This window comes from Streptomyces sp. NRRL B-24484, assembly GCF_000717715.1.
GTDB lineage: Bacteria > Actinomycetota > Actinomycetes > Streptomycetales > Streptomycetaceae > Kitasatospora.
The window spans coordinates 1-22,710 of sequence record NZ_JOAI01000064.1 but is presented as its reverse complement, the minus strand read 5'-3'; the positions used below and the strand labels follow the sequence as shown (position 1 = coordinate 22,710).

At 73.4% G+C, this 22,710-nt stretch carries 22 protein-coding genes; 9 read left to right on the top strand and 13 right to left on the bottom strand.

Going from position 1 to position 22,710, the window contains the following annotated elements; all coding sequences use genetic code 11:
• Position 1: 1 nt before the first annotated feature.
• Together IE98_RS0137470 and IE98_RS0137465 are read right to left on the bottom strand one after the other, a co-directional pair.
• Entirely contained in the window at positions 2-412 is a 411-nt protein-coding gene (locus IE98_RS0137470; protein WP_043176050.1) for an NfeD family protein, read from the bottom strand.
• Positions 413-632: 220 nt separating this feature from the next.
• A complete protein-coding gene (locus tag IE98_RS0137465; RefSeq protein ID WP_030276619.1) occupies positions 633-1,424 on the bottom strand; it encodes an ABC transporter ATP-binding protein in 792 nt (263 codons plus the stop codon).
• Between the two features lie 199 nt (positions 1,425-1,623).
• Here IE98_RS0137465 and IE98_RS0137460 point away from each other — a divergent pair, with 199 nt between their 5' ends.
• Positions 1,624-2,421, top strand: a complete 798-nt coding sequence (locus tag IE98_RS0137460) for a hypothetical protein (RefSeq protein ID WP_030276618.1) — start codon at positions 1,624-1,626, stop codon at positions 2,419-2,421.
• A gap of 35 nt (positions 2,422-2,456) precedes the next feature.
• Here IE98_RS0137460 and IE98_RS0137455 read toward each other — a convergent pair whose 3' ends face one another.
• The 3 genes from IE98_RS0137455 to IE98_RS0137445 form a co-directional block, all read right to left on the bottom strand.
• Positions 2,457-3,086: a response regulator gene (locus IE98_RS0137455; RefSeq protein ID WP_030276617.1), complete on the bottom strand. Its 630-nt coding sequence runs from the start codon at positions 3,084-3,086 to the stop codon at positions 2,457-2,459.
• Positions 3,087-3,096: 10 nt separating this feature from the next.
• On the bottom strand, positions 3,097-4,248 hold the full coding sequence (locus tag IE98_RS0137450) for a GAF domain-containing sensor histidine kinase (RefSeq protein WP_052391483.1): 1,152 nt from the start codon (positions 4,246-4,248) through the stop codon (positions 3,097-3,099).
• Between the two features lie 158 nt (positions 4,249-4,406).
• Positions 4,407-6,950, bottom strand: a complete 2,544-nt coding sequence (locus IE98_RS0137445) for an FHA domain-containing protein (RefSeq protein WP_030276615.1) — start codon at positions 6,948-6,950, stop codon at positions 4,407-4,409.
• A 219-nt stretch (positions 6,951-7,169) separates the two neighbouring features.
• Here IE98_RS0137445 and serB point away from each other — a divergent pair, with 219 nt between their 5' ends.
• Positions 7,170-8,426, top strand: a complete 1,257-nt coding sequence (serB, locus tag IE98_RS0137440) for a phosphoserine phosphatase SerB (RefSeq protein ID WP_030276614.1) — start codon at positions 7,170-7,172, stop codon at positions 8,424-8,426.
• A gap of 88 nt (positions 8,427-8,514) precedes the next feature.
• Here serB and IE98_RS0137435 read toward each other — a convergent pair whose 3' ends face one another.
• From IE98_RS0137435 to IE98_RS0137425, 3 genes are all read right to left on the bottom strand, one after another.
• A complete protein-coding gene (locus tag IE98_RS0137435) occupies positions 8,515-9,042 on the bottom strand; it encodes a SixA phosphatase family protein (protein ID WP_030276613.1) in 528 nt (175 codons plus the stop codon).
• A gap of 88 nt (positions 9,043-9,130) precedes the next feature.
• Entirely contained in the window at positions 9,131-9,253 is a 123-nt protein-coding gene (locus IE98_RS52120; protein ID WP_263103153.1) for an SGM_5486 family transporter-associated protein, read from the bottom strand.
• A 43-nt stretch (positions 9,254-9,296) separates the two neighbouring features.
• Positions 9,297-10,589, bottom strand: coding sequence for a CynX/NimT family MFS transporter (locus IE98_RS0137425; protein WP_043176047.1), 1,293 nt, complete (start codon positions 10,587-10,589; stop codon positions 9,297-9,299).
• A 113-nt stretch (positions 10,590-10,702) separates the two neighbouring features.
• On the opposite strand from IE98_RS0137425, the gene IE98_RS0137420 reads away from it, so the two are divergent.
• Entirely contained in the window at positions 10,703-11,371 is a 669-nt protein-coding gene (locus IE98_RS0137420; protein WP_030276610.1) for a FadR/GntR family transcriptional regulator, read from the top strand.
• 103 nt (positions 11,372-11,474) lie between these two features.
• On the opposite strand, the gene fabI is transcribed toward IE98_RS0137420, so the two are convergent.
• Both fabI and fabG read right to left on the bottom strand, forming a co-directional pair.
• Entirely contained in the window at positions 11,475-12,242 is a 768-nt protein-coding gene (fabI, locus tag IE98_RS0137415; protein WP_030276608.1) for an enoyl-ACP reductase FabI, read from the bottom strand.
• 3 nt (positions 12,243-12,245) lie between these two features.
• Positions 12,246-12,965, bottom strand: coding sequence for a 3-oxoacyl-[acyl-carrier-protein] reductase (fabG, locus tag IE98_RS0137410; RefSeq protein WP_030276606.1), 720 nt, complete (start codon positions 12,963-12,965; stop codon positions 12,246-12,248).
• A 298-nt stretch (positions 12,966-13,263) separates the two neighbouring features.
• On the opposite strand from fabG, the gene IE98_RS0137405 reads away from it, so the two are divergent.
• From IE98_RS0137405 to IE98_RS0137380, 6 genes are all read left to right on the top strand, one after another.
• Positions 13,264-14,400 carry an MBL fold metallo-hydrolase gene (locus IE98_RS0137405; RefSeq protein ID WP_030276603.1) on the top strand — a complete coding sequence of 379 codons (1,137 nt, stop codon included), beginning with the start codon at positions 13,264-13,266 and terminating at the stop codon, positions 14,398-14,400.
• Positions 14,401-14,549: 149 nt separating this feature from the next.
• Positions 14,550-16,082, top strand: coding sequence for a TldD/PmbA family protein (locus IE98_RS0137400; protein WP_030276601.1), 1,533 nt, complete (start codon positions 14,550-14,552; stop codon positions 16,080-16,082).
• Complete coding sequence (locus tag IE98_RS0137395) at positions 16,082-17,479, top strand: metallopeptidase TldD-related protein (RefSeq protein WP_030276599.1); 1,398 nt, start codon at positions 16,082-16,084, stop codon at positions 17,477-17,479. The genes IE98_RS0137400 and IE98_RS0137395 overlap by 1 nt, the downstream gene beginning before the upstream one ends.
• A gap of 35 nt (positions 17,480-17,514) precedes the next feature.
• A complete protein-coding gene (locus IE98_RS0137390) occupies positions 17,515-18,060 on the top strand; it encodes an RNA 2'-phosphotransferase (RefSeq protein ID WP_030276597.1) in 546 nt (181 codons plus the stop codon).
• Positions 18,061-18,146: 86 nt separating this feature from the next.
• Positions 18,147-18,539, top strand: coding sequence for a DUF3099 domain-containing protein (locus IE98_RS0137385; protein WP_030276595.1), 393 nt, complete (start codon positions 18,147-18,149; stop codon positions 18,537-18,539).
• 279 nt (positions 18,540-18,818) lie between these two features.
• A complete protein-coding gene (locus IE98_RS0137380; protein WP_030276593.1) occupies positions 18,819-19,073 on the top strand; it encodes a hypothetical protein in 255 nt (84 codons plus the stop codon).
• 42 nt (positions 19,074-19,115) lie between these two features.
• Here IE98_RS0137380 and moaA read toward each other — a convergent pair whose 3' ends face one another.
• The 3 genes from moaA to IE98_RS49705 form a co-directional block, all read right to left on the bottom strand.
• Positions 19,116-20,105, bottom strand: a complete 990-nt coding sequence (gene moaA / locus IE98_RS0137375) for a GTP 3',8-cyclase MoaA (RefSeq protein ID WP_030276590.1) — start codon at positions 20,103-20,105, stop codon at positions 19,116-19,118.
• A 142-nt stretch (positions 20,106-20,247) separates the two neighbouring features.
• Complete coding sequence (locus IE98_RS0137370; protein ID WP_030276588.1) at positions 20,248-21,858, bottom strand: cation acetate symporter; 1,611 nt, start codon at positions 21,856-21,858, stop codon at positions 20,248-20,250.
• A partial coding sequence (locus tag IE98_RS49705) for a DUF485 domain-containing protein (protein ID WP_159401181.1) occupies positions 21,855-22,710 on the bottom strand: 856 nt, incomplete at its 5' end. The genes IE98_RS0137370 and IE98_RS49705, both read right to left, overlap by 4 nt.

Below are 22,710 nucleotides of genomic sequence, written 5' to 3'. Positions count from 1 at the left end.
CCTAGACGACCAGGGCGGTGGCGCCCTGGATTTCGACGACGTCGACCTGCTGCCCCGGCTCGTAGACACTGCCGGGGTGGAGTGCCCGGGCCGACCAGATCTCGCCGTTGAGCTTGATCCGGCCGCCCTCCCCGTCGACCTTCTCCTGTACGACTGCGGTGGCGCCCTCCAGCGCCTCGATGCCCGTCCTGAGCGCCGGGCCCTTCTGCAGCTGGCGGTACGCGATCGGCCGGACGAACACCAGGAGCGCGACCGACACCGCGACGAACACCAGGAACTGCGGCACCACCCCGGCCCCGAGCGCTGCGGTGAGCGCCGCGGCGCCGGCCCCGATCGCGAACATCGCGAACTCGGGCATCGCGGTGATCACCAGCGGTATGCCGAGGCCGACGGCGGCCAGGAGCCACCAGATCCAGCTGTCCACGAGGCCATCCTAGGGAGGGGAATGCTTGTGACGCCTAGCTTCCCGCAGGTGAACAGGCGGAAACCGGCCGCCCGTACGGGGCACCGGTGTTCAGCGGAGTTCAGTGGTTCAGCACCGCCGGGCGACCTCGCGGCGGACGGCGGAACGGCGCCGGGCCGCGCGCCCGCCGGAGCGGGTGCGCGGCCCGGCGGCCGTCGCGGTCGGGCGCTCAGCCCATCGGCAGGCCCTGCGCCGACCAGCGGTCGCCGCGGCGCTCCAGGGTCAGCGGCAGGCCGAAGCAGAGCGACAGGTTGCGGGCGGTCAGCTCGGTGTCGATCGGACCGGCGACCAGCACCCGACCCTGACGGATCATCAGCACGTGGGTGAAGCCCGGGGCGATCTCCTCGACGTGGTGGGTGACCATCACCATCGACGGCGCGTACTCGTCCTGGGCGAGCGCGCCGAGGCGGCGCACCAGGTCCTCGCGGCCGCCGAGGTCGAGGCCGGCGGCCGGCTCGTCCAGCAGCAGCAGCTCGGGGTCGGTCATCAGCGCGCGGGCGATCAGGGTGCGCTTGCGCTCGCCCTCGGAGAGGGTGCCGAACTTGCGGGTGGTGTAGCCGGCCATGCCGAGCCGGTCCAGCAGGGCCATCGCCCGGGTCTCGTCGCTGCTGTCGTACTGCTCGTTCCAGGTGGCCGTCATGCCCCAGGCCGCGGTCATCACCGTCTGGAGCACGGTCTGCTCACCGGGCAGCTTGTCGAACATCGCGGCGCTCGCCAGACCGATCCGGGCCCGCAGCTCGAAGACGTCGACCGAGCCGAGCTTCTCGCCGAGCACGGCGGTGGTGCCGGAGGTCGGGAAGAGGTACGTGGAGGCGACCTGCAGCAGGGTCGTCTTGCCCGCCCCGTTCGGGCCCAGGACCACCCAGCGCTCGCCCTCGGCGACCGACCAGGAGACCCGGTCGATCAGCGCGCGACCCTCCCGGACCACGGAAACGTCGACGAGCTCCAGCACGTCACTCATGCCTAGCCTTCCCCAATGCAGATGTCGGCCGTCCGAGGGCCGGCGGCATCGGGCCTCGGGGTGCGGTCAGTGGTCTCGACAGTCGGTGCGCGCGGGCAGCGTACTCCCGCCGGTCCGGCGGGCGGGACGGGATGCGCCGCGCGCAGCACAGCCCAAACCTACGCCACGCGGATGGCGGAGTTGTCCGTAGGCTGGCGGGATGCTCGCCACACCTGCCGACGATCCCTTCCAGGAGCCGCGTTCGGCCCGGCTCACCGCCTGGGGCAACGCCCTGCTCGCCGGTGCCGCGTCGCCCGACCACGCCGCCGCGGCCGTCCTCGGCGGCGACGAGTCCCACCGGGTAGCCGGGCTGCCCGGCGACGCCGAGGGCGAGCTGCACGGCCTCACCTGGGCGCTCGGACGGCTCCGCGTCCTCGGCGTCCGCGGGCTGCGGCTCGCCCTGCCCTCCGCCGGGCACCCGCTGGGGTTGACCGGGCCGGCGCCGTTCAACGCCGGGGCGATGGCCGCCGGGGAGGCGGTGCTGGCCATCGGCGTCCCGATCGGGCTGGTGCCCGAGGTCGGCGTCTTCGGACCGGAGGGGGACCGCTCGGCGACCGTGCTGTGGCGCTGCTCGGAGGTCAACGACACCCCGCCGGCGGACGTCCCCTCGCTGCACGAGGCCGAGTTCGAGCTCGCGGACGGACTGCGGCAGGCCACCGTGCTGCTCACCCGCCTCGACGTCGCCGGCGCCGGGCCGGAGGCCCTGAAGGCGCTGGAGGCCTTCCGGCGGCGCGGGCACGGCGAGCTGCTGGCGCCGGGGTACCCGGCGCGGGCCGTGCGGGTGCTGGAGTCCGCCCGGCAGGTGTCGGCCCTGCTGTCGATCGCCGCGGGCGGGCACGGCGCGGCCGTCTCCGCCTCGGAGATGGCGGCCCGCCGCGAGGTCCTCGCCCCGCTGGAGCGCACCGCCCGCCGCGCCCAGGTCGCCGCCTACAACGCCCTGGTCGACGAACCGCGGTAGCCCGCTGCGCGGGTGTGCTCCTCGATCGGCTCCTCCTACGCCTCGGCGTTGCGGACGGCCCAGAGGGCGGCCTGGGTCCGGTCGGCGAGGTCGAGCTTCATGAGGATGTTGGAGACGTGGGTCTTCACCGTCTTCTCCGAGAGGTGCAGGGCGCGGGCGATCTCGCGGTTGGAGCGGCCGTCCGCGATGTGGCCGAGCACCTCGCGCTCGCGGTCGGTGAGGGTGCCGCCGCGGCCCTGGGCGGGCCGCGGGCCGTCGTCGGAGAGCAGGGCCTCGGCGAGTTCGGGCTGGAGCAGGACGTGTCCGGCGTGCACCGAGCGGATCGCGCCCGCGAGGGCCTCCGGGTCGACGTCCTTGTAGACGTAGCCGGCGGCGCCGGCCCGCAGGGCGGGCACGACGGTGCGGTGCTCGGTGAAGCTGGTGACGATCAGGACCTTGGCCCGGTTGCCCTGGTCGCGGAGGATCTTCAGGGCCTCGATGCCGTCGACGCCGGGCATCTTGAGGTCCATCAGGACGACGTCGGGGTCGAGCTGCTGGGCGAGGGCGGCGCCCTCGCCGCCGTCCGCGGCCTCGCCGACCACCTCGATGTCGTCCTGGACCTCCAGGAAGGTGCGCAGTCCGCGGCGGACCACCTGGTGGTCGTCGACCAGCAGCACGCGGATCATCGACCGGCTGTCAGGCACCGGGGACCTCCATCTCCACGACCGTCCCCTTGCCCGGGGCGGACTCCAGCGTGAGGGTGCCGCCGACGGCGGCGGCGCGGTCCCGCATCGAGACCAGGCCGAGGTGGCGGCCGGCCCGCCGGACGGAGTCCGGGTCGAAGCCCTGGCCGTCGTCGGCGACCCGCAGGACGGCCCCGCGGGCCGGGGTCCCGGCGAGCGAGACGTCGACCGTCCGGGCGCCGGAGTGCCGCAGCGCGTTGTGCAGGGCCTCCTGGGCGACCCGCAGCAGGGCGGCCTCCTGGGCGGCGGGCAGCGCCTTCATGTGCCGGGTGCTGAAGCTGACGGCGGCGGTGTGCGCGCGGTCGAGCACCTGGACCTGGGAGGCGAGGGTCGCGGTGAGGCCGTCCTCCTCCAGCGCGGCGGGCCGCAGTTCGACGACGACGGCGCGCAGTTCGTCGGCGGCCTCGGCGGCGAGCCGGGCGACCTCGGCGAGTTCGGCGCGGGCCCGGGCCGGGTCGCGGTCGACGAGGGTGGCGGCGGCCTTGGCGGTGAGGCGCAGCGAGAAGAGCTTCTGGGAGACGGCGTCGTGCAGGTCGTGCGCGATGCGGGCGCGTTCCCCGGCGAGGGTGAGTTCGCGGCTGCGCTCGTAGAGGCGGGCGTTGGAGAGCGCGAGGGCGGCGTGCGCGGCGAGGATCCGCAGCAGTTCCTCGTCGTGGGCGGTGAAGCCGCCGGGCTTGTTGGCGAGGAAGACGGCGCCGAGGATCTCGGTGCCGTCGACGATCGGCATGCCGAGGAAGTCGGTCATCTCGGGGTGGGCGGCCGGCCAGCCGCCGAAGTCGGGGGCGGTGCGGACGTCGGCGAGCCGGGTGGGCGTCAGCTCGTGGAGCATCGCGGCGAGGACGCCGTGCTGGCGGGGCAGCGGGCCGATCGCGCGCCACTGCTCGTCGGTGACGCCGTCGACGACGAACTGGGCGAAGCCGCCGTGGTCGTCGGGGACGCCGAGGGCGGCGTACTCGGCGCCGAGCAGGGCGCGGGCGGAGGCGGTGATCCGCCGGAGGACCTCGCGGACCTCCAGGTGCCGGCTCATCGCGAGCACGGCGGTGCTGATCGCCTCGATCCCGCCCAGGCAGGGGTCGCAGGCGGGGACGGGTTCCTCGGGCGGCATGCCCCCACGCTACCGCCGGGCCCGGGGCCCGGGCATGGGGCGACCGGCCTAGGTCCGGGGGCGTACGGCGGGCCTCCGTCCGGGGGTACGGCCGGGGTACGCCGACGGGCGGCGCCCCCGGTGCCGGGGGTGCCGCCCGTCGTGTGCGGTGCGGGGTGTCAGCCCTTCTGCATGACCTCGGGCTCGTGCCGGCGCAGGAGGCGCTGGATGAGGAAGGCGAGGCCGACGGAGATGGCGACCAGGGCGAACCAGTTGAGGAAGAGGTGGCCCACGGTGTGGTCCCACAGCGGGTCGACGACCGGCTTGGGCGGGCGGACGTCGGTGTTGTAGGTGACGGCGGAGCTGTGGGCCAGGTCGAGGGTGTTGCCGGTCGCGGCGAGGCCCCAGCGGCCGGGCATCAGCCAGGCGAACTGCTCCAGGCCGGGCTTGTCGAAGACCTGGAAGATGGCGCCGGTGAAGACCATCTGCACGATGGCGAACATGACCAGCAGCGGCATGGTCTTCTCGGCGGTCTTCACGAGCGCCGAGATGGTCAGGCCGACCAGCATCGAGGTGAAGCTCAGCAGGATCACGCCGATCGCCATCTCGGCGGCGGGCATGCTCTTCAGCAGCAGGCCCTCGGCGGGCAGGTCGCGGGTCTTGAAGGCGATCGCGGAGATGACGCCGCCCTGGACGAAACTGACCAGGCCGAGCACGACGATCTTGGAGACCAGGTAGGCCGAGCGGGACAGGCCGGTGGCCCGTTCCCGTTCGTAGATCGCCCGTTCCTTGATCAGTTCTCGGACGGAGTTCGCCGAGCCGGAGAGACAGGCGCCGAAGGCCACCACCAGCAGGATCATCTTGGCGACGTCGTTGCGTCCGGAGGCGGGGCAGGCCGCCAGTCCGCAGTGGTCGGGGATCAGCACCGAGACCCCGCCGAGGACCAGCGGCAGCACCAGCGAGAGCAGCATGAAGCCCTTGTCGGAGCCGATCACCGCGAGGTAGCGGCTGATCAGCGTCCACAGCTGGGAGCCCCAGCTCTGCGGCTTCGGCGGGCGGACCTGGGCCAGCGGCACGCTCGGGGTGGCGTGCGGGACGGGGGCGTCCACGTCGGCGGAGTACTGCCGGTAGTGGACGGAGCCCTTGTAGCGGCCGGCCCAGTCGTGCTCGGGGTAGTTCTCGAAGGCCTGGAAGACGTCGGCCCAGGTCTCGTAGCCGAAGAAGTGCAGGGCCTCGGACGGCGGGCCGAAGTAGGCCACCGAACCGCCCGGCGCCATCACCAGCAGGCGGTCGCAGAGCGCGAGTTCGGCCACCGAGTGGGTGACCACGAGGACGGTGCGGCCGTCGTCGGCCAGACCCCGCAGGGTCTGCATGACCTCGCGGTCCATGCCCGGGTCGAGGCCGGAGGTCGGCTCGTCCAGGAAGATCAGGGACGGCTTGGTGAGCAGCTCCAGGGCGACCGAGACGCGCTTCTGCTGGCCGCCGGAGAGAGCGGTGATCCGGTTGTCGGCGCGCTTGTCGAGGCGCAGCTCGTACAGCACCTCGTCGATCCGGCGCTCGCGCTCGGCGGCCTCGGTGTCGCCGGGGAAGCGCAGCCGGGCGGCGTACTTGAGGCCGCTGCGGACGGTGAGCTCCTTGTGCAGGATCTCGGACTGCGGCACCAGGCCGATGCGCGAGCGGAGCTCGGCGAACTGCTGGTACAGGTTGTGGTTGTCGTACAGCACCTCGCCGCGGTCGGCGGGGCGGTAGCCGGTCAGGGCGCGCAGCAGGGTGGACTTGCCGGAGCCGGACGGGCCGATGACGGCGACCAGGGACTTCTCCGGGACGGAGAAGGAGACGTCGTTGAGCAGGACCTTCTTGCCGCCCTTGAACTCGACCTCGACGGTCAGGTGGCGGGCGGAGAAGGTGACGGCGCCGGTGTCGACGAACTCCTGCAGCTGGTCGCCGACCAGGACGAAGCTGGAGTGGCCGACCGTCAGGCGGTCCTGCGGGCCCATCAGCTGGCGCTGCACCGGCTGGCCGTTGAGGAAGATGCCGTTGTGGCTGCCGAGGTCGACGATCTCCCAGCGGCCGTCGGCGAGCTGCCGCAGCTCCGCGTGGTGGCGGGAGACCTGCAGGTCGGAGACGACGATGTCGTTGTCCAGCGCGCGGCCGATGCGGATGGTGCGCATGCCGGCGGTGAGGTTGCGCACCATGGTCGGGTTGCCGAGGCCGTTCGGCAGCGGCGGCTGGCCCTGCTGCGGAACGTGCGCCTGCTGCCCCTGGTGCGGCACGACCGGCTGCGGCGCCGGGGTGTCCCACTGCTGGTGGACGGGCGGCTGCGGCTGCTGCGCCCAGGGCTGCTGGGCCGGGGCCTGGTGGGCCACCGGCGGCGGTGCGGCCCGGCTGGTCACGGCCTCGTGCACGCCGGGCTGCGGCGCGGGCGCCTGGGCCGGTGCGGAGAAGGCGAGCCGGGGGCCGTTCTCGGCGTTGCCGAGGTTGACCACCGCACCCGGGTGGAGCGGCACGTGCTGGGTGCGGGCGCCGCCCGCGTAGGTGCCGTTGGTGGAACCGTGGTCCTGCAGCTGCCACCCGGCCCCTTCGAAGGAGATGGTGGCGTGCCGCCAGGAGACCCTGGCGTCCTCGAACGCGAAGTCCGATGCCGGGTCCCGTCCGATGGTGTACGCGCGGCCCGGCTCCAGGACGGTCTGCTGCCCGTTGAGCTCCAGTACGAGTTGCGGCACGTCCGCCTGCCCCCGCTCTCTCGGTCCCCCGATTGGCTCCCCGACCGGGGAGTTGCGCCTGTGAATCTGACGGGGGAATCATTCCAGCCCTTCTGCCGTACCTGAAAGTCACCTCGGGCTTTGTGACCGGCCGGCAACGAAACCGGGGCGGCGGCGTCGTCCCAGCGTGCGGACGCGGGGCGTGGCCGGGACACCCGGGCGGGTAGCGTGGGAGCCACCATGAACGCGACTGATCCGGCCGCCGCGCCCCTCCCCGCCCCGCAGCCACGGACCGACGGCGAGCGCACGCTGCTCGTCAAGGTGTTCGGCAAGGACCGCCCCGGCATCACGGCGGGCCTGTTCGCCACGCTCGCCGAGTTCGGCGTGGACGTGATCGACATCGAGCAGGTCGTCACCCGTGGCCGGATAACGCTGTGCGCCCTGGTGACGCCGCCGGCCGCCGGCGGCGCGGAGGGCGAGCTGCGCTCGACCGTGCACCGCTGGTCCGAGTCCCTGAAGCTGCAGGCCGAGATCATCTCCGGTACGGGCGACAACCCCGCGCGCCGCGAGGGCCGTTCGCACGTCACCGTGCTCGGCCACCCGCTGACCGCGGAGGCGGTGGCCGCTCTGGCCGGCCGGGTCAGTGAGGCCGGCGGCAACATCGACCGGGTGTTCCGCCTGGCGAAGTACCCGGTGACCGCGGTGGAGCTGGCCGTGTCCGGTCTGCCGACCGAGCAGCTGCGGGCGGAGCTGGCCCCGGAGGCGTCCGCGCTGGGCGTGGACATCGCGGTGGTCGGCGCCGGCCTGCACCGCCGGGCCAAGCGCCTGGTGGTGATGGACGTCGACTCCACCCTGATCCAGGACGAGGTGATCGAGCTCTTCGCCGCGCACGCCGGCTGCGAGGAGGAGGTCGCCGGGGTGACGGCCGCCGCGATGCGCGGCGAGCTGGACTTCGCGGAGTCGCTGCGGGCCCGGGTGTCGCTGCTGGCCGGGCTGGACGCCGCAGTGGTGGAGAAGGTCCGGGCCGAGGTCCGGCTGACGCCGGGCGCCCGCACGCTGATCCGCACCCTGAAGCGGCTCGGCTACCAGGTGGCGATCGTCTCCGGCGGGTTCACCCAGGTCACCGACCACCTGGTCGAGCAGCTGGGGCTGGACTACGCCGCCGCCAACACCCTGGAGGTCGCGGACGGGAAGTTCACCGGCCGGGTCACCGGCGAGATCGTGGACCGCGCGGGCAAGGCCCGCTGGCTGGCCCGGTTCGCCGAGCAGGCCGGGGTGCCGCTGGCTCAGACGGTGGCGATCGGCGACGGCGCCAACGACCTCGACATGCTGAACGCGGCCGGGCTGGGCGTGGCGTTCAACGCCAAGCCGGTGGTCCGCGAGGCCGCGCACACCGCGGTGAACGTGCCGTTCCTGGACACCGTGCTCTACCTGCTGGGGATCACCCGCGACGAGGTCGAGGCGGCGGACGAACTGGACGGCAGCGTCTCCGACTGACCCGGCGGCAGCACCGCAACGGCACGGAGGGTGGCTCGGGCGTACGCCCCGGCCACCCTTCGCGCACCGGCCGTCCCGCGGGCGGGCCTCAGTCCTGCGGCGTGTGGTACGAGTCCAGCTTGGCGACCCCGGGCTCGACCGACTTCCACGGGCCGGCGAAGCTGAGGACGGCGATCGCCGCGGTCGGGAAGCTGCTGAGCCTCAGCCGGTTGAGCGCGTCGGTGTCGCCCTCGTCGCCGGCGAGGACCTGGGTGAGGCCGAGCACGCCGGGGTTGTGGCCGACCAGGATCAGGTCGGCGAACTCGTCCGGGGTCTCCTGGAGCACCGCGATGATCTCGCCCGGGCTGGCCTCGTACACCCGGTCCTCGTAGACCGTGCGGCGCGGGCGCTTGGGCAGTTCGTGTGCCGCCAGCTTCCAGGTCTCCCTGGTGCGCAGCGCGGTGGAGCAGAGCACGTAGTCGGGGTTGATGCCGGAGTCGGCCAGCCAGCGGCCCGCCTCCGGCGCCTGGTGCCGGCCGCGGTCGGCCAGCGGCCGGTCGTGGTCGGCCACCTGGTTCGGCCAGTCGGCCTTGGCGTGACGGAGAACGATGATCCTTCGGGGTGTGTCGGCGCTCATACCCCTAGAGCTTTGCAGAAAATGCGCCGCCGGGCGCGGGGTCCGCGCGGTCGCCACCCCCAGGAGTGGGGGCGGCGTTCGGACCCCGTCAGCCCAGGCGGGCGGCGACCATGGCGATCACGGCGACGAGCACGACCACCCCGGCGATCACGCCCATGAGCTGGAGCAGCTTCTTCTGGCCGTCCTGCGGCTCGGGTTCGAGAACTGGCATGCCCCGAGTGTCGCATTCCGCCGGTTCCGTCCGGGAACCGGGGTCAGGCCGCGGCGGGGACGCGGGGCAGCTCGTCCTCGATGTGCCGGGGCCGGCCGGCCATGGCGCCAAACACCATCTGCGGCACCAGCAGGACGGCGAGCAGGGCGAGCGGCAGGTACCAGCTGCCGGTGGCCTGGTAGACCGCGCCCACCGCGATCGGGCCCGGGATGGAGATCAGGTAGCCGACGCACTGGGAGAACGCGGACAGCCGCGCCACCCCGCCGGGGGTCCGCGCCCGCAGGCCGATCATGGTGAGGGCCAGCGGGAAGGCGCACATCGACAGGCCGACCAGGCAGGCCCACAGCCAGGAGGCGGTGCCCGCGGCGAACGCCAGGCCGGTGTAGCCGGCGATCCCGCAGACGCCGAGCACCACGACGAACAGCCGCTGGTCGCCGCGCCGGGCGGCGAGACTCGGCAGCACGAACGAGGCCGGCACGCTCACCGCCATCACCACGGCCAGCAGCACGCCGGAGGCGCCGTCCGAGACCCCTGCGTCCTGGTAGATCTTCGGCAGCCAGCCCATGGTGGCGTAGGCACTGGTGGCCTGGAGGCCGAGGAAGACGGCGAGCGCCCAGGCCGTCCGGCTGCGGACGATCGGGCCGGACGGCTCCTCGGCGGTCCGCCCCTCCCCCGCCGCCGGCTCCTCGCCGTCGGAGCGACCGCGGCGGAGCAGGGCGACGACCGCCCACAGCACCAGCGCCGCGGCGGCGAGGACGGACCAGATCCCGAGTCCGGCCCGCCAGCTGCCGCCCATCTCCGCGGTGAGCGGGACGGTGGCGGCGGCCGCCAGCGAGGTGCCGACCGACAGGGCCATCGAGTAGAGGCCGATCATCGGGCCGACCCGGTGCGGGAACCAGCGCTTGACGACCACCGGGAGCAGCACGTTGGAGACCGCGACGCCGGCCAGGGCGACGGCGGTCAGCAGCAGGAAGACGGCGGTGCCGCCGGCGTAGGAGCGGGCCAGCACGCCGACGGTGATCGCGCCCATGCCGGCCGCGACCACGGCGATCGGGCCGATCCGGCGGGCCAGCGCGGGGGCGGCGAGGCCGAACAGGGCGAAGCAGAGCGAGGGCACGGCGGTGAGCAGGCCGGCGACGCCGGCGCTCATGCCGAGGTCGGTCCTGACGTCGTCGAGGAGCGGCCCGAGGCTGGTGACCACGGGACGCAGGTTGACGGCGGCCAGCGCGATGCCGACGGCGAGGAGCGGGGTGAGGAGACGGGCGCGGGAGGGCGCGGGCGCGGCCGGGACGGGCTCGGCGCGGCGGTGGGTGGCGGAGTCCGCTGCGGTCGACATAGCGCCCATCATAGAATGATGGGATGAATGCTCGCGCCAGAACGTCGCGGAACGGCTAAGGTCTGAGGCTCCTCCCCCGGGGGAGCGAGGAAGAGGAGTAGGAGTCCGAGTCCATGGCCCTGTCGAGCACCCGCCGCACCCCGCTGTCCGATCAGGTCATCGCGCAGCTGCGGGCCCAGATCACCTCGGGCGAGTGGCCGGTCGGCTCCCGCATCCCCACCGAGGCCGCCCTCGTCGAACAGCTCGGCGTCGCCCGCAACACCGTCCGCGAGGCGGTGAAGGCGCTCGCCCACAACGGCCTGCTCGACATCCGGCAGGGCTCGGGGACGTACGTCCTGGCCACCAGCGAACTCGCCGGCGTCATGCACCGCCGCTTCGCGGAGGCCGACCAGGCCCAGGTCGCGGAGCTGCGCGCCACCCTGGAGATGTCCGCCGCCGGACTGGCCGCCGTACGGCGCACGGAGCGCGACCTCGACCTGCTCGGCTCGGCGCTCGACCGCCGCGACCGGGCCTGGCACTCCGGCGACCCCGAGGACTTCGTGCAGGCCGACGCGGCCTTCCACTCGGCGGTGGTCGCGGCCGCCCACAACGAGGTGCTGGCCGCGGTGTACGCGGACCTCGGCGAGGTCCTGCGGGCGCACCTGCGGCACGACGTCGGCCCGGAGCTGATCGCCGAACGGTACGTCGGCCACGAGGGCATCCTCGACGCCATCCGCGGCGGCGACGCCCAGCGCGCCTCCGCCGAGGCGGGCCGCGCCATCGGCGCCTGCCGCAGCGAGTAGGGCGACGCGAGAAGGGGCGCGGGGAACCGCGGACCGGAAGGAGCCGGGCTCGGCCGACTTCCGATCCGCGCGGTTCCCCGCGCCCCTACGGGTTCCGGTGCCGTCAGGCGCCGATCGCGTGCAGGCCGCCGTCGACGTGGACGATCTCGCCGGTGGTCTTCGGGAACCAGTCGGAGAGCAGGGCGACGACGCCGCGGCCGGCCGGCTCCGGGTCCGAGAGGTCCCACTTGAGCGGCGAGCGCTGGTTCCAGGTGTCGGCCAGCTCGCCGAAGCCCGGGATGGACTTGGCGGCCATCGAGCCGATCGGGCCCGCCGAGATCAGGTTGCAGCGGATGTTGCGCTCGCCGAGGTCGCGGGCGAGGTACCGGCTGGTCGCCTCCAGCGCGGCCTTCGCCGGGCCCATCCAGTCGTACTTCGGCCAGGCGAACTGCGCGTCGAAGGTCAGGCCGACCACCGAGCCGCCGTCCTGCATGAGCGGCAGCAGCGCCATGGTCAGCGACTTCAGCGAGAAGGCGGAGACCTGCATGGCCGTGGCGACGGACTCCCACGGGGTGTTGAGGAAGTTGCCGCCGAGCGCGTCCTGCGGGGCGAAGCCGATCGAGTGGACGATGCCGTCGAGGGTCGGCAGGTGCTCGCGGACCTGGTCGGCGATGCCGGCCAGCTGCTCGTCGCTGGAGACGTCCAGCTCCAGGACCTTCACCGGCTTGGGCAGCTTCTTGGCGATGCGCTCGGTGAGGCTCGGCCGGGGGAAGGCGGTGAGGATGATCTCCGCGCCCTGCTCCTGGGCCAGCTTCGCGGTGTGGAAGGCGATGGACGACTCCATCAGCACACCGGTGATCAGGATGCGCTTGCCCTCAAGGATTCCACTCATGGTTCAGTGACCCATGCCCAATCCGCCGTCGACGGGAATGACGGCTCCGGTGATGTATGCGGCCTCGTCGGAGGAGAGGAAGCGGACCGCGGCGGCGACCTCGGCGGGCGCGGCGTAACGGCCGAGCGGCACGCCGGCGACGATCTCCTTGCGGCGGTCCTCGCTGAGCACGGCGGTCATGTCGGTGTCGACGAAGCCGGGCGCGACCACGTTGATCGTGATGTTGCGGGAGCCGAGCTCGCGGGCGAGGGAGCGCGCGAAGCCCACCAGACCGGCCTTGGAGGCGGCGTAGTTGGCCTGGCCGGGCGAGCCGAGCAGGCCCACCACGGACGAGATCAGCACCACGCGGCCCTTGCGGGCGCGGAGCATCTTGGTCGCGGCGCGCTTGACCACCCGGAAGGTGCCGGTGAGGTTGGTCTCGACGACGGAGCTGAAGTCGTCCTCGGACATGCGCAGCAGCAGGGTGTCCTTGGTGATGCCGGCGTTGGCGACCAGCACCTCCACGGCGCCGTGCTTCTCCTCGATCTCCGCGAAGGCCGCGTCGACCTGGGCCGCGTCGGTGATGTCGCACTTGACCGCGAGGACCTCGTGCGCGGCCAGCTCGGCCGGGACCTCGCCCGAGCGGCTGGTGATGGCGACCTTGTCGCCGGCTTCGGCGAAGGCCTTGGCGATCGCGAGGCCGATGCCCCGGTTGCCTCCGGTGACGAGAACCGAGCGGCTCAACGATCCACCTCTCTCCGTAGTTGGCGGCGGCCCGTCGAGCGGCGGCCGGTTGGCCGCCGGGCCGCAGCGGTACGCCGGTGACGCGTACGCACTGTGACGCTATCGGTCCCGGTGAGCCCGCGACGAATCGACCTCCCACAGGTCCGTCCGGCGGGAACTGTCGCATCCCGACAACGCGTCCGACTTGGACGGGAACAACCGGCCGGGCCGTGGCCGTTGCCCTCTGGGCGTCCCGGTCGCGGGCCGCACCATCAGCGAGGCCCGGCACACGGTCGGTGACGAGAGAGCGGGAGCACGGATGACCGAGGTACGGCCCACCGGTTCCACCGGGCGGCGGGGCCGCCTGCTGGCCCTGACGGCGCTGGCCGCGGCGGCGGGCGGCGCGGCGTGGGCGCTGCGCGACCTGCCGGCGGCGTTCGGCGGACGGCCGGACGGCGAGCGCGAGGAGCGGATCCGCCGCTCGCCGCAGTACCGGGACGGCGTGTTCCACAACGCCGCGTCGGACCTGGCACGGGCGTCCGCGCCCGGTGCCGAGACGGTCCGCCGGATGCTGTTCGACCGCGAGGGCCGCACGCCCGCGCTGCCCGTGCCGACGGTGCGCACGCAGCACACCGGGCGGGCCGCCGAGGGGGTCGAGGTGGTCTGGTACGGCCACGCCTCCGCGCTGGTCGAGATCGAGGGCAGCCGGGTGCTGCTGGACCCGATCTGGAGCGACCGCTGCTCGCCGTCCGCGCACGTCGGCCCGAAGCGGCTGCACCCGGTGCCGGTCGGCCTGGCCGAGCTGCCGCCGGTCGACGCGGTGCTGATCTCGCACGACCACTACGACCACCTCGACATGGCGACCGTGAAGCGGCTGGCGACGCTGCAGTCGGCGCCGTTCCTGGTGCCGCTGGGCATCGGCAGCCACCTGCGCCGGTGGGGCGTGCCGGAGCACCGGATCATCGAGCTCGACTGGGACGAGACCTGCACCCTGGGCTCGCTCACCCTCACGCTGACCTCGGCGCACCACTTCTCCGGCCGCGGCACCACCCGCAACACCACGCTGTGGGGCTCCTGGGTGATCGCCGGGCCGACCCGCAAGGTGTACTACACCGGCGACTCCGGCTACTTCGAGGGCTACGCGCGGATCGGCGAGCAGCACGGCCCGTTCGACGCGGCGCTGGTGCAGATCGGCGCGTACGACGAGGCGTGGGCCGACATCCACATGACGCCGGAGGACGCCGTCCGCGCCCACCGGGAGCTGAAGGCCGGGCTGCTGGTGCCGGTGCACTGGTGCACCTTCAACCTGGGTCTGCACCCGTGGTCGGAACCGATCGAGCGGCTGCTGGTGGAGGCCAAGGCGCAGGCCGTGCCGCTGGTCGTGCCGCGGCCCGGCGAGCGGGTCGACGTCGACCAGCCGCAGGAGCTGGACGGCTGGTGGGAGACGGTCGCCTGACGGTCCGTCGGTACGGGTGGTGCGGCGGGCGACGCGCGCGGTTTCGGGTGAATTCGCTGGCCCCGGGTGTGTTCGGCGGTCCATGATGCGATGCGGGTTCCCCTGCCCGGGGCGCCCGCCGTCCCGGACCGTTCGACCCAGGGAGCCCGATGCCGCCCACAAGCCGCACCGTCGACCCGCTGTTCCTCGGCTATCCGTTGCAGGCCCTCGCCGACGCCGCCCTCAGCCGGGCCCGCGAACTCGGTGCCGGCCACGCCGACTTCCGCCTGGAGCGGGTCCGCAGCGCCTCCTGGCGGCTGCGCGACGCCCGCCCCTCGGGCACCTCCGACTCGGTGCAGCTCGGCTTCGCCGTCCGCGTCCTGCTCGACGGCGCCTGGGGCTTCGCCGCCGGCGTCGACCTCACCACCGCCGCGGCGGCCCGGGTCGCCGAGCAGGCGGTGGCGGTGGCCAGGCTCTCCGGCGGGATCAGCCGGGCGGCCGGTTCCGAGGACCTGGTGGAGCTCGCCGACGAGCCGGTGCACACCGACGCGGTCTGGGTCTCCTCGTACGAGGTCAACCCCTTCGAGGTGCCGGACGCCGAGAAGACCGCCCTGCTCGCCGAGTGGAGCAGCCGGCTGCTGGCCGCCGAGGGCGTCTCGCACGTGTCGGCGGCCCTGCTGACGGTGCAGGAGAACAAGTTCTACGCGGACACCGCGGGCACCGTCACCACCCAGCAGCGGATCCGGCTGCACCCCTCGCTGGAGGCCACCTCGGTCGACGAGCGCACCGGCGCCTTCGACTCGATGCGCACCCTCGCCCCGCCGGCGGGGCGCGGCTTCGAGTACCTGCGCGGCACCGGCTGGGACTGGGACGCCGAACTCGCCGAGCTGCCCGCCCTGCTCGCCGAGAAGATGAAGGCGCCGAGCGTCGAGGCCGGCCGCCACGACCTGGTGATCGACCCGTCCAACCTGTGGCTGACCATCCACGAGTCGATCGGCCACGCCACCGAGCTGGACCGCGCGCTCGGCTACGAGGCCGCGTACGCGGGCACCTCCTTCGCCACCTTCGACAAGCTCGGCACCCTGAAGTACGGCTCCGAGCTGATGCACGTCACCGGCGACCGCACCGCCGAGCACGGCCTCGCCACCACCGGCTACGACGACGAGGGCGTCGCCACGCAGTCCTGGGACCTCGTCAAGGACGGCGTCCTGGTGGGCTACCAGCTGGACCGGGCGATGGCCCGGCTCAAGGGCCTCGGCCGTTCCAACGGCTGTGCCTTCGCCGACTCCCCTGCGCACGTCCCGGTGCAGCGGATGGCGAACGTCTCGCTGCAGCCCGCCGCCGGCGGCCCGGCCACCGATGGGCTGATCTCCCAGGTGGAGAACGGCCTGTACATCGTCGGCGACCGCTCCTGGTCGATCGACATGCAGCGCTACAACTTCCAGTTCACCGGCCAGCGCGCCTACGCGATCAGGAACGGCCGCCTCGCCGGGCAGGTCAAGGACTTCGCCTACCAGGCGACCACCACCGACTTCTGGGGCTCGATGAGCGCCGTCGGCGGCCCGCAGACCTACGTGCTCGGCGGCGCCTTCAACTGCGGCAAGGCCCAGCCGGGCCAGGTCGCGGCGGTCAGCCACGGCTGCCCGTCCGCGCTGTTCCGCAACGTCAACGTGCTCAACACCCAGCAGGAGGCCGGTCACTGATGAACGCCATCGAGCCCCACGAGCTGGTCGAGCGCGCCCTGGAGCTGTCCCGCGCGGACGGCTGCGTCGTCATCGCCGACGAGGACTCCAGCGCCAACCTGCGCTGGGCCGGCAACGGCCTCACCACCAACGGCGTCACCCGCGGCCGCCGGCTCACCGTGATCGCCACCGTCGGCGGCGCCGAGGGCACCGCCTCCGGCGTGGTCTCCCGCGAGGCCGTCACCCTCGACGAGGTCGAGTCGCTGGTCCGCGCCGCCGAGGCGGCCGCCCGCGACGCCGGCCCGGCCGAGGACGCCCAGCCGTTGATCCCGTCCCGCCCGGCCTCCGCCGACTTCACCGCACCGCCCGCCGAGACCTCCGCCGAGGTGTTCGCGGCCTTCGCCCCGGCCCTCGGCGAGGCCTTCGCCCGGGCCCGCAAGAACGGCGAGCTGCTGTACGGCTTCGCCCGGCACGAGGTGACCAGCAGCTACCTCGGCACCTCCACCGGCCTGCGGCTGCGGCACGACCAGCCGACCGGCACCGTCGAGCTGAACGCCAAGACGGCCGACCTCACCGGCTCGGCCTGGGCGGGCGCGGCCACCCGCGACTTCACCGACATCGACGTCACCGAGCTGCACACCGGGCTGACCCGGCGGCTCGGCTGGGGCCGCAAGCGGATCGACCTGCCGGCCGGCCGCTACGAGACGCTGCTGCCGCCCTCCGCCGTCGCCGACCTGCTGGTCTACCTCAGCTGGTCCTCCGGCGGGCGGGACGCCGCCGAGGGCCGCACCGTCTTCTCCAAGGCCGGCGGCGGCACCCGGATCGGCGAGCGGCTCAGCCCGCTGCCGCTGACCCTGCGCTCCGACCCGGCCGAGCCCGGCCTGGAGGCCGCGCCGTTCGTCCTCACCCACTCCTCGGGCGACAACGACTCGGTCTTCGACAACGGCCACCCGCTCACCGCCACCGACTGGATCCGCGACGGCGAGCTGGCCAACCTGCTCACCACCCGGCACTCGGCCGGGCTGACCGGCCTGCCGCTGCACCCGCCGGTCGACAACCTCGTCCTGGAGACCGCGGACCAGTCGTCCGCGCCCACCCTGGAGGAGATGATCGCCCGCACCGAGCGGGGCCTGCTGCTCACCTGCCTCTGGTACATCCGCGAGGTCGACCCGGCCACGCTGCTGCTCACCGGTCTCACCCGGGACGGCGTGTACCTGGTGGAGGACGGCGAGGTCGTCGGCGCGGTCAACAACTTCCGGTTCAACGAGTCGCCGGTCGACGTCCTCGGGCGGATCACCGAGGTCGGACGGACCGAGCGCTGCCTGCCCCGCGAGTGGGGCGACTGGTTCACCCGGGCGGCGATGCCGCCGGTCCGGGTGGCCGACTTCAACATGAGTTCGGTCAGCCAGGCCTCCTAGCGGAGCCCGGCACGGGGGGAGAGGTTCCCGGAACGATGGACGAGAAGCAGACGGTCAGGGTCTCCAAGCGGCTGTCCCGCATCCTGCGGCACGACCCCGACTCGGTCGGCATCACCCTGGACGGGGCCGGCTGGGTCGGGGTGGACACCCTGCTCGCGGCGCTGGCCCGGCACGGCCGGGCGGTCAGCCGGGCCGAGCTGGACCACGTCGTGGAGACGAACAACAAGCGCCGGTTCGCCCTCTCCGAGGACGGCCTCTCCATCCGCGCCAGCCAGGGCCACACGGTCGACGTCGACCTGGGCCTGCCGCCCAGCGACCCGCCCGCGGTGCTGTACCACGGCACCACCGGGCGGGTCCTGGACGCGATCTTCCACGAGGGGCTGCGCCCGATGGCCCGCCGGGACGTGCACCTCTCCGCCGACACCGAGACGGCCACCCGGGTCGGCTCCCGGCACGGCCGCCCGGTCGTCCTGCTGGTGGACGCCGCCGCGATGGCCCGCGACGGCCACGTCTTCCGGGTCAGCGCCAACGGCGTCTGGCTGACCGACGCCGTCCCGCCCGACTACCTGCGGAAGGCCTGAGCCCCGGAGCCCCCGTGACGGCCGGCACGGCGTACCGTGAATGGGCCGCACCCACGGGGGCGCGGTGACGGACGAAGGCGGTAACCATGGCGAAGAGCTCCGACAACGGGCAGGTCTTCCGGATCACCGGGGCCCGGACGGGCCTCACGGAGGACGTGCGGGGCCGCCAGCGGCGGTACGTGATCTCGATGCTCGTCCGTACGGTCTGCGTGCTGCTGGCCGTCGTGCTCTGGGACGTCCAGCGGGTCCTGGCGTTCATCGCGCTGGCCGGCGGCGTGCTGCTGCCGTACTTCGCGGTGGTGATCGCCAACGCCGGCCGCGAGCGCGCCCCGGGTCTGCCGAGCACCTTCGCGGTGCCGCCGGAGACCCCGCTGATGCTCGGCCCCGGCGGCACGGGCGGCGGCGGACGACCCACCCCGAGCACCGCCGCGGGCCAGGACACCGACCGGGACGGGGCCGCCGGCCCGGCTTCCGACTGAGACGCATACGGACGGATTGCCCGATCCGTCCGGTTCTGCTGGCATTTGCCCGGCAGAAGCCTCAACGGAGGCTCAGATTAATCATGAAAGGCCTAGCCACGCGGGGGTTGTGGCGTGACATACTGCGTACGCGCTCCGCATCCCCCGTCGGAGCGACAGACCGACGCCGGGCGGCTCCCCCCGTGGCTGCCCGGCGTCGTCATGCCCGCGTGCGGGAGCGCTTTCCCGGGGTGCGAGACTGGCCGTGACAGCTCCGGCAGCTCCCCAGGACGGCCCACCATGGACACCCCCTCGCTCGGCCTCTTCGGCACCGCGGACGCCTCCGCCGGCCCCGACGGCCCGCCGGTCTGCTCGGCGAAGGGCTGCCGCGACGATGCCCGGTGGGTGCTGGTCTGGAACAACCCCAAGCTGCACACCCCCGACCGCCGCAAGACCTGGCTCGCCTGCGACGACCACCGCGAGCACCTCTCCCAGTTCCTCGGCGTCCGCGGCTTCCTGAAGGAGGTCGTCCCCCTCGCCGGCTTCGAGGATTGACCACTCAGGGGGGTGATCCGCACCCCTGAGCGGCCGCCCCGGTCAGCCGCCGATGGCGGACATCGGGCGGTCGGGCTGGTGGAAGCTCGGGGCGTCGATACCGGCGCCGGCCTTCTTGCCCCACATGGCCTTGCGCCAGAGTTCGCCGATCTCCTCGTCGCCGGCGCCCGAGCGCAGCGCCTCCCGCAGGTCCGTCTCGTCCGTGGCGAAGAGGCAGTTGCGGACCTGCCCGTCCGCGGTGAGCCGGGTCCGGTCGCAGGCCCGGCAGAACGGCCGGGTCACCGAGGCGATGACGCCGACCCGGGCGGGGCCGCCGTCCACCAGCCAGCGCTCGGCCGGCGCCGCACCGCGGGCCGCACTCGGCTCCGGCGTGAGGTCGTAACGGGCCCGCAGCAGGACGAGGATCTCCTCGGCGGTGACCATCTGCGAGCGGTCCCAGCCGTGCTGGGCGTCGAGCGGCATCTGCTCGATGAACCGCAGCTCGTAGCCGTGCTCGATGCACCAGCCGAGCAGGTCGGCGGCCTCGTGGTCGTTGACGCCGCGCATCAGGACGGCGTTGAGCTTGACCGGGCTGAGCCCGGCGGCCTCGGCGGCGGCCAGACCGTCCAGCACGTCGTGGTGGCGGCGGCGCCGGGTGAGGGTGTGGAAGGTGTCCTCGTCGAGGGTGTCGAGCGAGACGTTCACCCGGTCCAGGCCGGCCTGCTTGAGGGCGGCCGCGGTGCGGGCGAGGCCGATGCCGTTGGTGGTGAGCGAGAGCTCGGGGCGGGGCCCCAGCTCGGCGCAGGCCGCGACGATGCCGACCAGGCCGGGCCGCAGCAGCGGCTCGCCGCCGGTGAACCGCACTTCGCGGACACCGAGGTCGCGCACCGCGATGCCGACCAGCCGGACGATCTCCTCGTCGGTGAGCAGCGACGGCTTCGCCAGCCACTGCAGGCCCTCCTCGGGCATGCAGTAGGTGCAGCGCAGGTTGCAGCGGTCGGTGAGGGACACGCGCAGATCCACGGCCTGCCGGCCGAAGGTGTCGAGCAGCATCGCGGCCCCCTTCCTTGAGACCCGTCTTCACCGGGAACCCGTGCGGGAAACCGGCCGGCCCGGCCGCCGTTGCGGGCGGGCCGGGCCAGCTTATCGACCGGGGCGGTACCCGTCCGGGGTACGTCCGGTCGGTGGGCTCCGGTCAGTGGGCGCCGAGCCCGGTGAGCGAACGGACCTCCAGTTCAGCGTACTTCGCCGGGTCGGCGGTCTCCCTGGACAGCAGGGTGCCGATCCAGCCGGCGAGGAATCCGACCGGGATGGAGACCAGGCCGGGGTTCTCCAGCGGGAACCAGTGGAAGTCGCTGTGCGGGAAGAGCGAGTTCTTGCCGCCGGAGACCACCGTGGAGAAGACCACCAGGGTGACCGAGGTGATCAGTCCGGCGTAGACCGAGCTGACCGCGCCGGTGGTGTTGAACCGCTTCCAGAAGAGCGAGTAGAGCAGGGTCGGCAGGTTGGCGGAGGCCGCGACCGCGAAGGCCAGGGCGACCAGGGCGGCGGCGTTCAGCTTGTCCGCGAAGATCGACAGCAGGATGGCGATGGCGCCGATCGCCACCGCGGCCAGCTTCGCCGAGCGGACCTCCTCCTTCTCCGAGGCCTTGCCGCGCCGGATCACGTTGGCCCACAGGTCGTGGGCGAAGGAGGCGGAGGAGGCCAGGGTGAGCCCGGCGACCACGGCGAGGATGGTGGCGAAGGCGACCGCCGAGATCACCGCCAGCAGGATCGCGCCGCCGGTGGAGCCGGCGCCGCCGCCGAGCTCCTGGGCGAGCAGCGGGGCCGCGGTGTTGCCGGCCGCGTTGGAGGCCTTGATCGCCTTCGGGCCGACCAGGGCGGCCGCGCCGAAGCCGAGTGCCAGGGTCATCAGGTAGAAGCCGCCGATGATGCCGATCGCCCAGAGCACGGACTTCCGGGCGGCCTTCGCGGTGGGCACGGTGTAGAAGCGGACCAGGATGTGCGGCAGGCCAGCGGTGCCCAGCACCAGGGCGAGGCCGAGGCTGAGGAAGTCCAGCTTGGTGGTGCCCGTGGTGCCGTACTTCAGCCCGGGCTCCAGGAAGGCGGCACCCTTGCCGCTGGCCTCGGAGGCGGCGCCGAGCAGGCTGGAGAGGTTGAAGTGGTACTTGGCGAGCACCAGGACGGTCATCAGCGCGGTGCCGGCGATCAGCAGCACCGCCTTGACGATCTGCACCCAGGTGGTGCCCTTCATGCCGCCGATCGCGACGTAGATCACCATCAGCGCGCCGACCGCGACGATCGTCCAGCGCTTGGCGCCCTCGCCGCTGACCCCGAGCAGCAGGGCGACCAGCGAGCCGGCGCCGACCATCTGGGCCAGCAGGTAGAAGATCGACACCACGATGGTCGAGACGCCGGCGGCGGTGCGCACCGGGCGCTGCCGCATCCGGAAGGCCAGCACGTCGGCCATGGTGTAGCGGCCGGAGTTGCGCAGCGGTTCGGCGACCAGCAGCAGGGCGACCAGCCAGGCCACCAGGAAGCCGATCGAGTAGAGGAAACCGTCGTAGCCGAAGAGCGCGATGGCGCCGGCGATGCCGAGGAAGGACGCGGCGGACATGTAGTCGCCGGAGATCGCGAGGCCGTTCTGGAAGCCGGTGAAGCCGCGGCCGCCGGCGTAGAAGTCGGCGGCGTCCTTGGTCTGCCGGCCGGCCCAGATGGTGATGCCGAGGGTGGCGGCCACGAACAGGCCGAACAGCGTCATGGTGAGGCCGCGGTGGTCGCTCGCGGCGCTGGCCAGCTGGATCATTCGGCGGCCTCCTGGGGGGTGCGGACGGCGGCGGCCCCGTGGCTCCCGCGGATCGCCTCGGCGGGCGGGTCGAGGCGGCGGGCCGCGTAGCGGGCGTACCAGGCGGCGATGGCGAAGGTGGAGACGAACTGCAGCAGGCCGAGCACCAGGGCGGTGTTGACGTGGCCGACGACCTTGGTGGCCATGAACGCCGGGGCGTAGCTCGACAGCAGCACGTACAGCAGGTACCAGAGGATGAAGCCGATGGTGACCGGGAAGGCGAAGCTCCGGAAGGCGGACCTGAGGCCGCGGAACTCCTCGCCCTCCTCGATCCGTTGCACGTCTGCGGCGGCGGCCTCGGCGGCCGGTGGAGTGTCCACGCGGCGGACCTTCAGCGCCTCGCGGTCGTGCATCGCGCGGTAGCCCTCCGGCACCCCGTCGAGGCCGACCGTGCGGTCGAAGACCAGGCCCGGGTCGATCGCGCCGGACAGCACGTCCGGCAGCAGCTCCGGAATGTACGCCCGGGCGGGGGCGACACCGCCGGCCAGCGTGACGTTGCGGCCGAACATCTGGGCGATGTCGACACCGGCACTGCCGCCGTGCGGCACGCCGACGTAGCCGACCGCGCCGCCGTCCCGGGCGATCGAGATCGCGGTGCGCATCGACTCCTCGGTGCCGACGGCCTCCAGCACCGCGTGCGCGCCCTGACCGCCGGTCAGCTCCCTGACCGCCTCGACCGCGGCCTCGCCGCGCTCGGCGACGACGTCGGTGGCACCGAAGCTGCGGGCGATCGCGGTGCGCTGCTCGTGCCGGCCGAGCGCGATGATCCGCCCCGCACCGAGGCGGTGCGCGGCCAGCACCCCGCACAGGCCG

Excerpts from the sequence above, each read along its gene's own strand:
- IE98_RS0137370 (WP_030276588.1), bottom strand. The coding sequence starts at position 21,858 with ATGATCCAGCTGGCCAGCGCCGCGAGCGACCACCGCGGCCTCACCATG.
- IE98_RS0137450 (WP_052391483.1), bottom strand. The coding sequence starts at position 4,248 with ATGCCGCCCGAGGAACCCGTCCCCGCCTGCGACCCCTGCCTGGGCGGG.
- IE98_RS0137455 (WP_030276617.1), bottom strand. The coding sequence starts at position 3,086 with ATGATCCGCGTGCTGCTGGTCGACGACCACCAGGTGGTCCGCCGCGGA.
- IE98_RS0137465 (WP_030276619.1), bottom strand. The coding sequence starts at position 1,424 with ATGAGTGACGTGCTGGAGCTCGTCGACGTTTCCGTGGTCCGGGAGGGT.
- IE98_RS0137420 (WP_030276610.1), top strand. The coding sequence starts at position 10,703 with ATGGCCCTGTCGAGCACCCGCCGCACCCCGCTGTCCGATCAGGTCATC.
- IE98_RS0137405 (WP_030276603.1), top strand. The coding sequence starts at position 13,264 with ATGACCGAGGTACGGCCCACCGGTTCCACCGGGCGGCGGGGCCGCCTG.
- IE98_RS0137390 (WP_030276597.1), top strand. The coding sequence starts at position 17,515 with ATGGACGAGAAGCAGACGGTCAGGGTCTCCAAGCGGCTGTCCCGCATC.
- IE98_RS0137385 (WP_030276595.1), top strand. The coding sequence starts at position 18,147 with ATGGCGAAGAGCTCCGACAACGGGCAGGTCTTCCGGATCACCGGGGCC.
- moaA (WP_030276590.1), bottom strand. The coding sequence starts at position 20,105 with ATGCTGCTCGACACCTTCGGCCGGCAGGCCGTGGATCTGCGCGTGTCC.
- IE98_RS0137435 (WP_030276613.1), bottom strand. The coding sequence starts at position 9,042 with ATGAGCGCCGACACACCCCGAAGGATCATCGTTCTCCGTCACGCCAAG.
- IE98_RS0137395 (WP_030276599.1), top strand. The coding sequence starts at position 16,082 with ATGAACGCCATCGAGCCCCACGAGCTGGTCGAGCGCGCCCTGGAGCTG.
- IE98_RS0137400 (WP_030276601.1), top strand. The coding sequence starts at position 14,550 with ATGCCGCCCACAAGCCGCACCGTCGACCCGCTGTTCCTCGGCTATCCG.
- IE98_RS0137425 (WP_043176047.1), bottom strand. The coding sequence starts at position 10,589 with ATGTCGACCGCAGCGGACTCCGCCACCCACCGCCGCGCCGAGCCCGTC.
- IE98_RS52120 (WP_263103153.1), bottom strand. The coding sequence starts at position 9,253 with ATGCCAGTTCTCGAACCCGAGCCGCAGGACGGCCAGAAGAAGCTGCTC.
- fabI (WP_030276608.1), bottom strand. The coding sequence starts at position 12,242 with ATGAGTGGAATCCTTGAGGGCAAGCGCATCCTGATCACCGGTGTGCTG.
- IE98_RS0137460 (WP_030276618.1), top strand. The coding sequence starts at position 1,624 with ATGCTCGCCACACCTGCCGACGATCCCTTCCAGGAGCCGCGTTCGGCC.
- IE98_RS0137380 (WP_030276593.1), top strand. The coding sequence starts at position 18,819 with ATGGACACCCCCTCGCTCGGCCTCTTCGGCACCGCGGACGCCTCCGCC.
- serB (WP_030276614.1), top strand. The coding sequence starts at position 7,170 with ATGAACGCGACTGATCCGGCCGCCGCGCCCCTCCCCGCCCCGCAGCCA.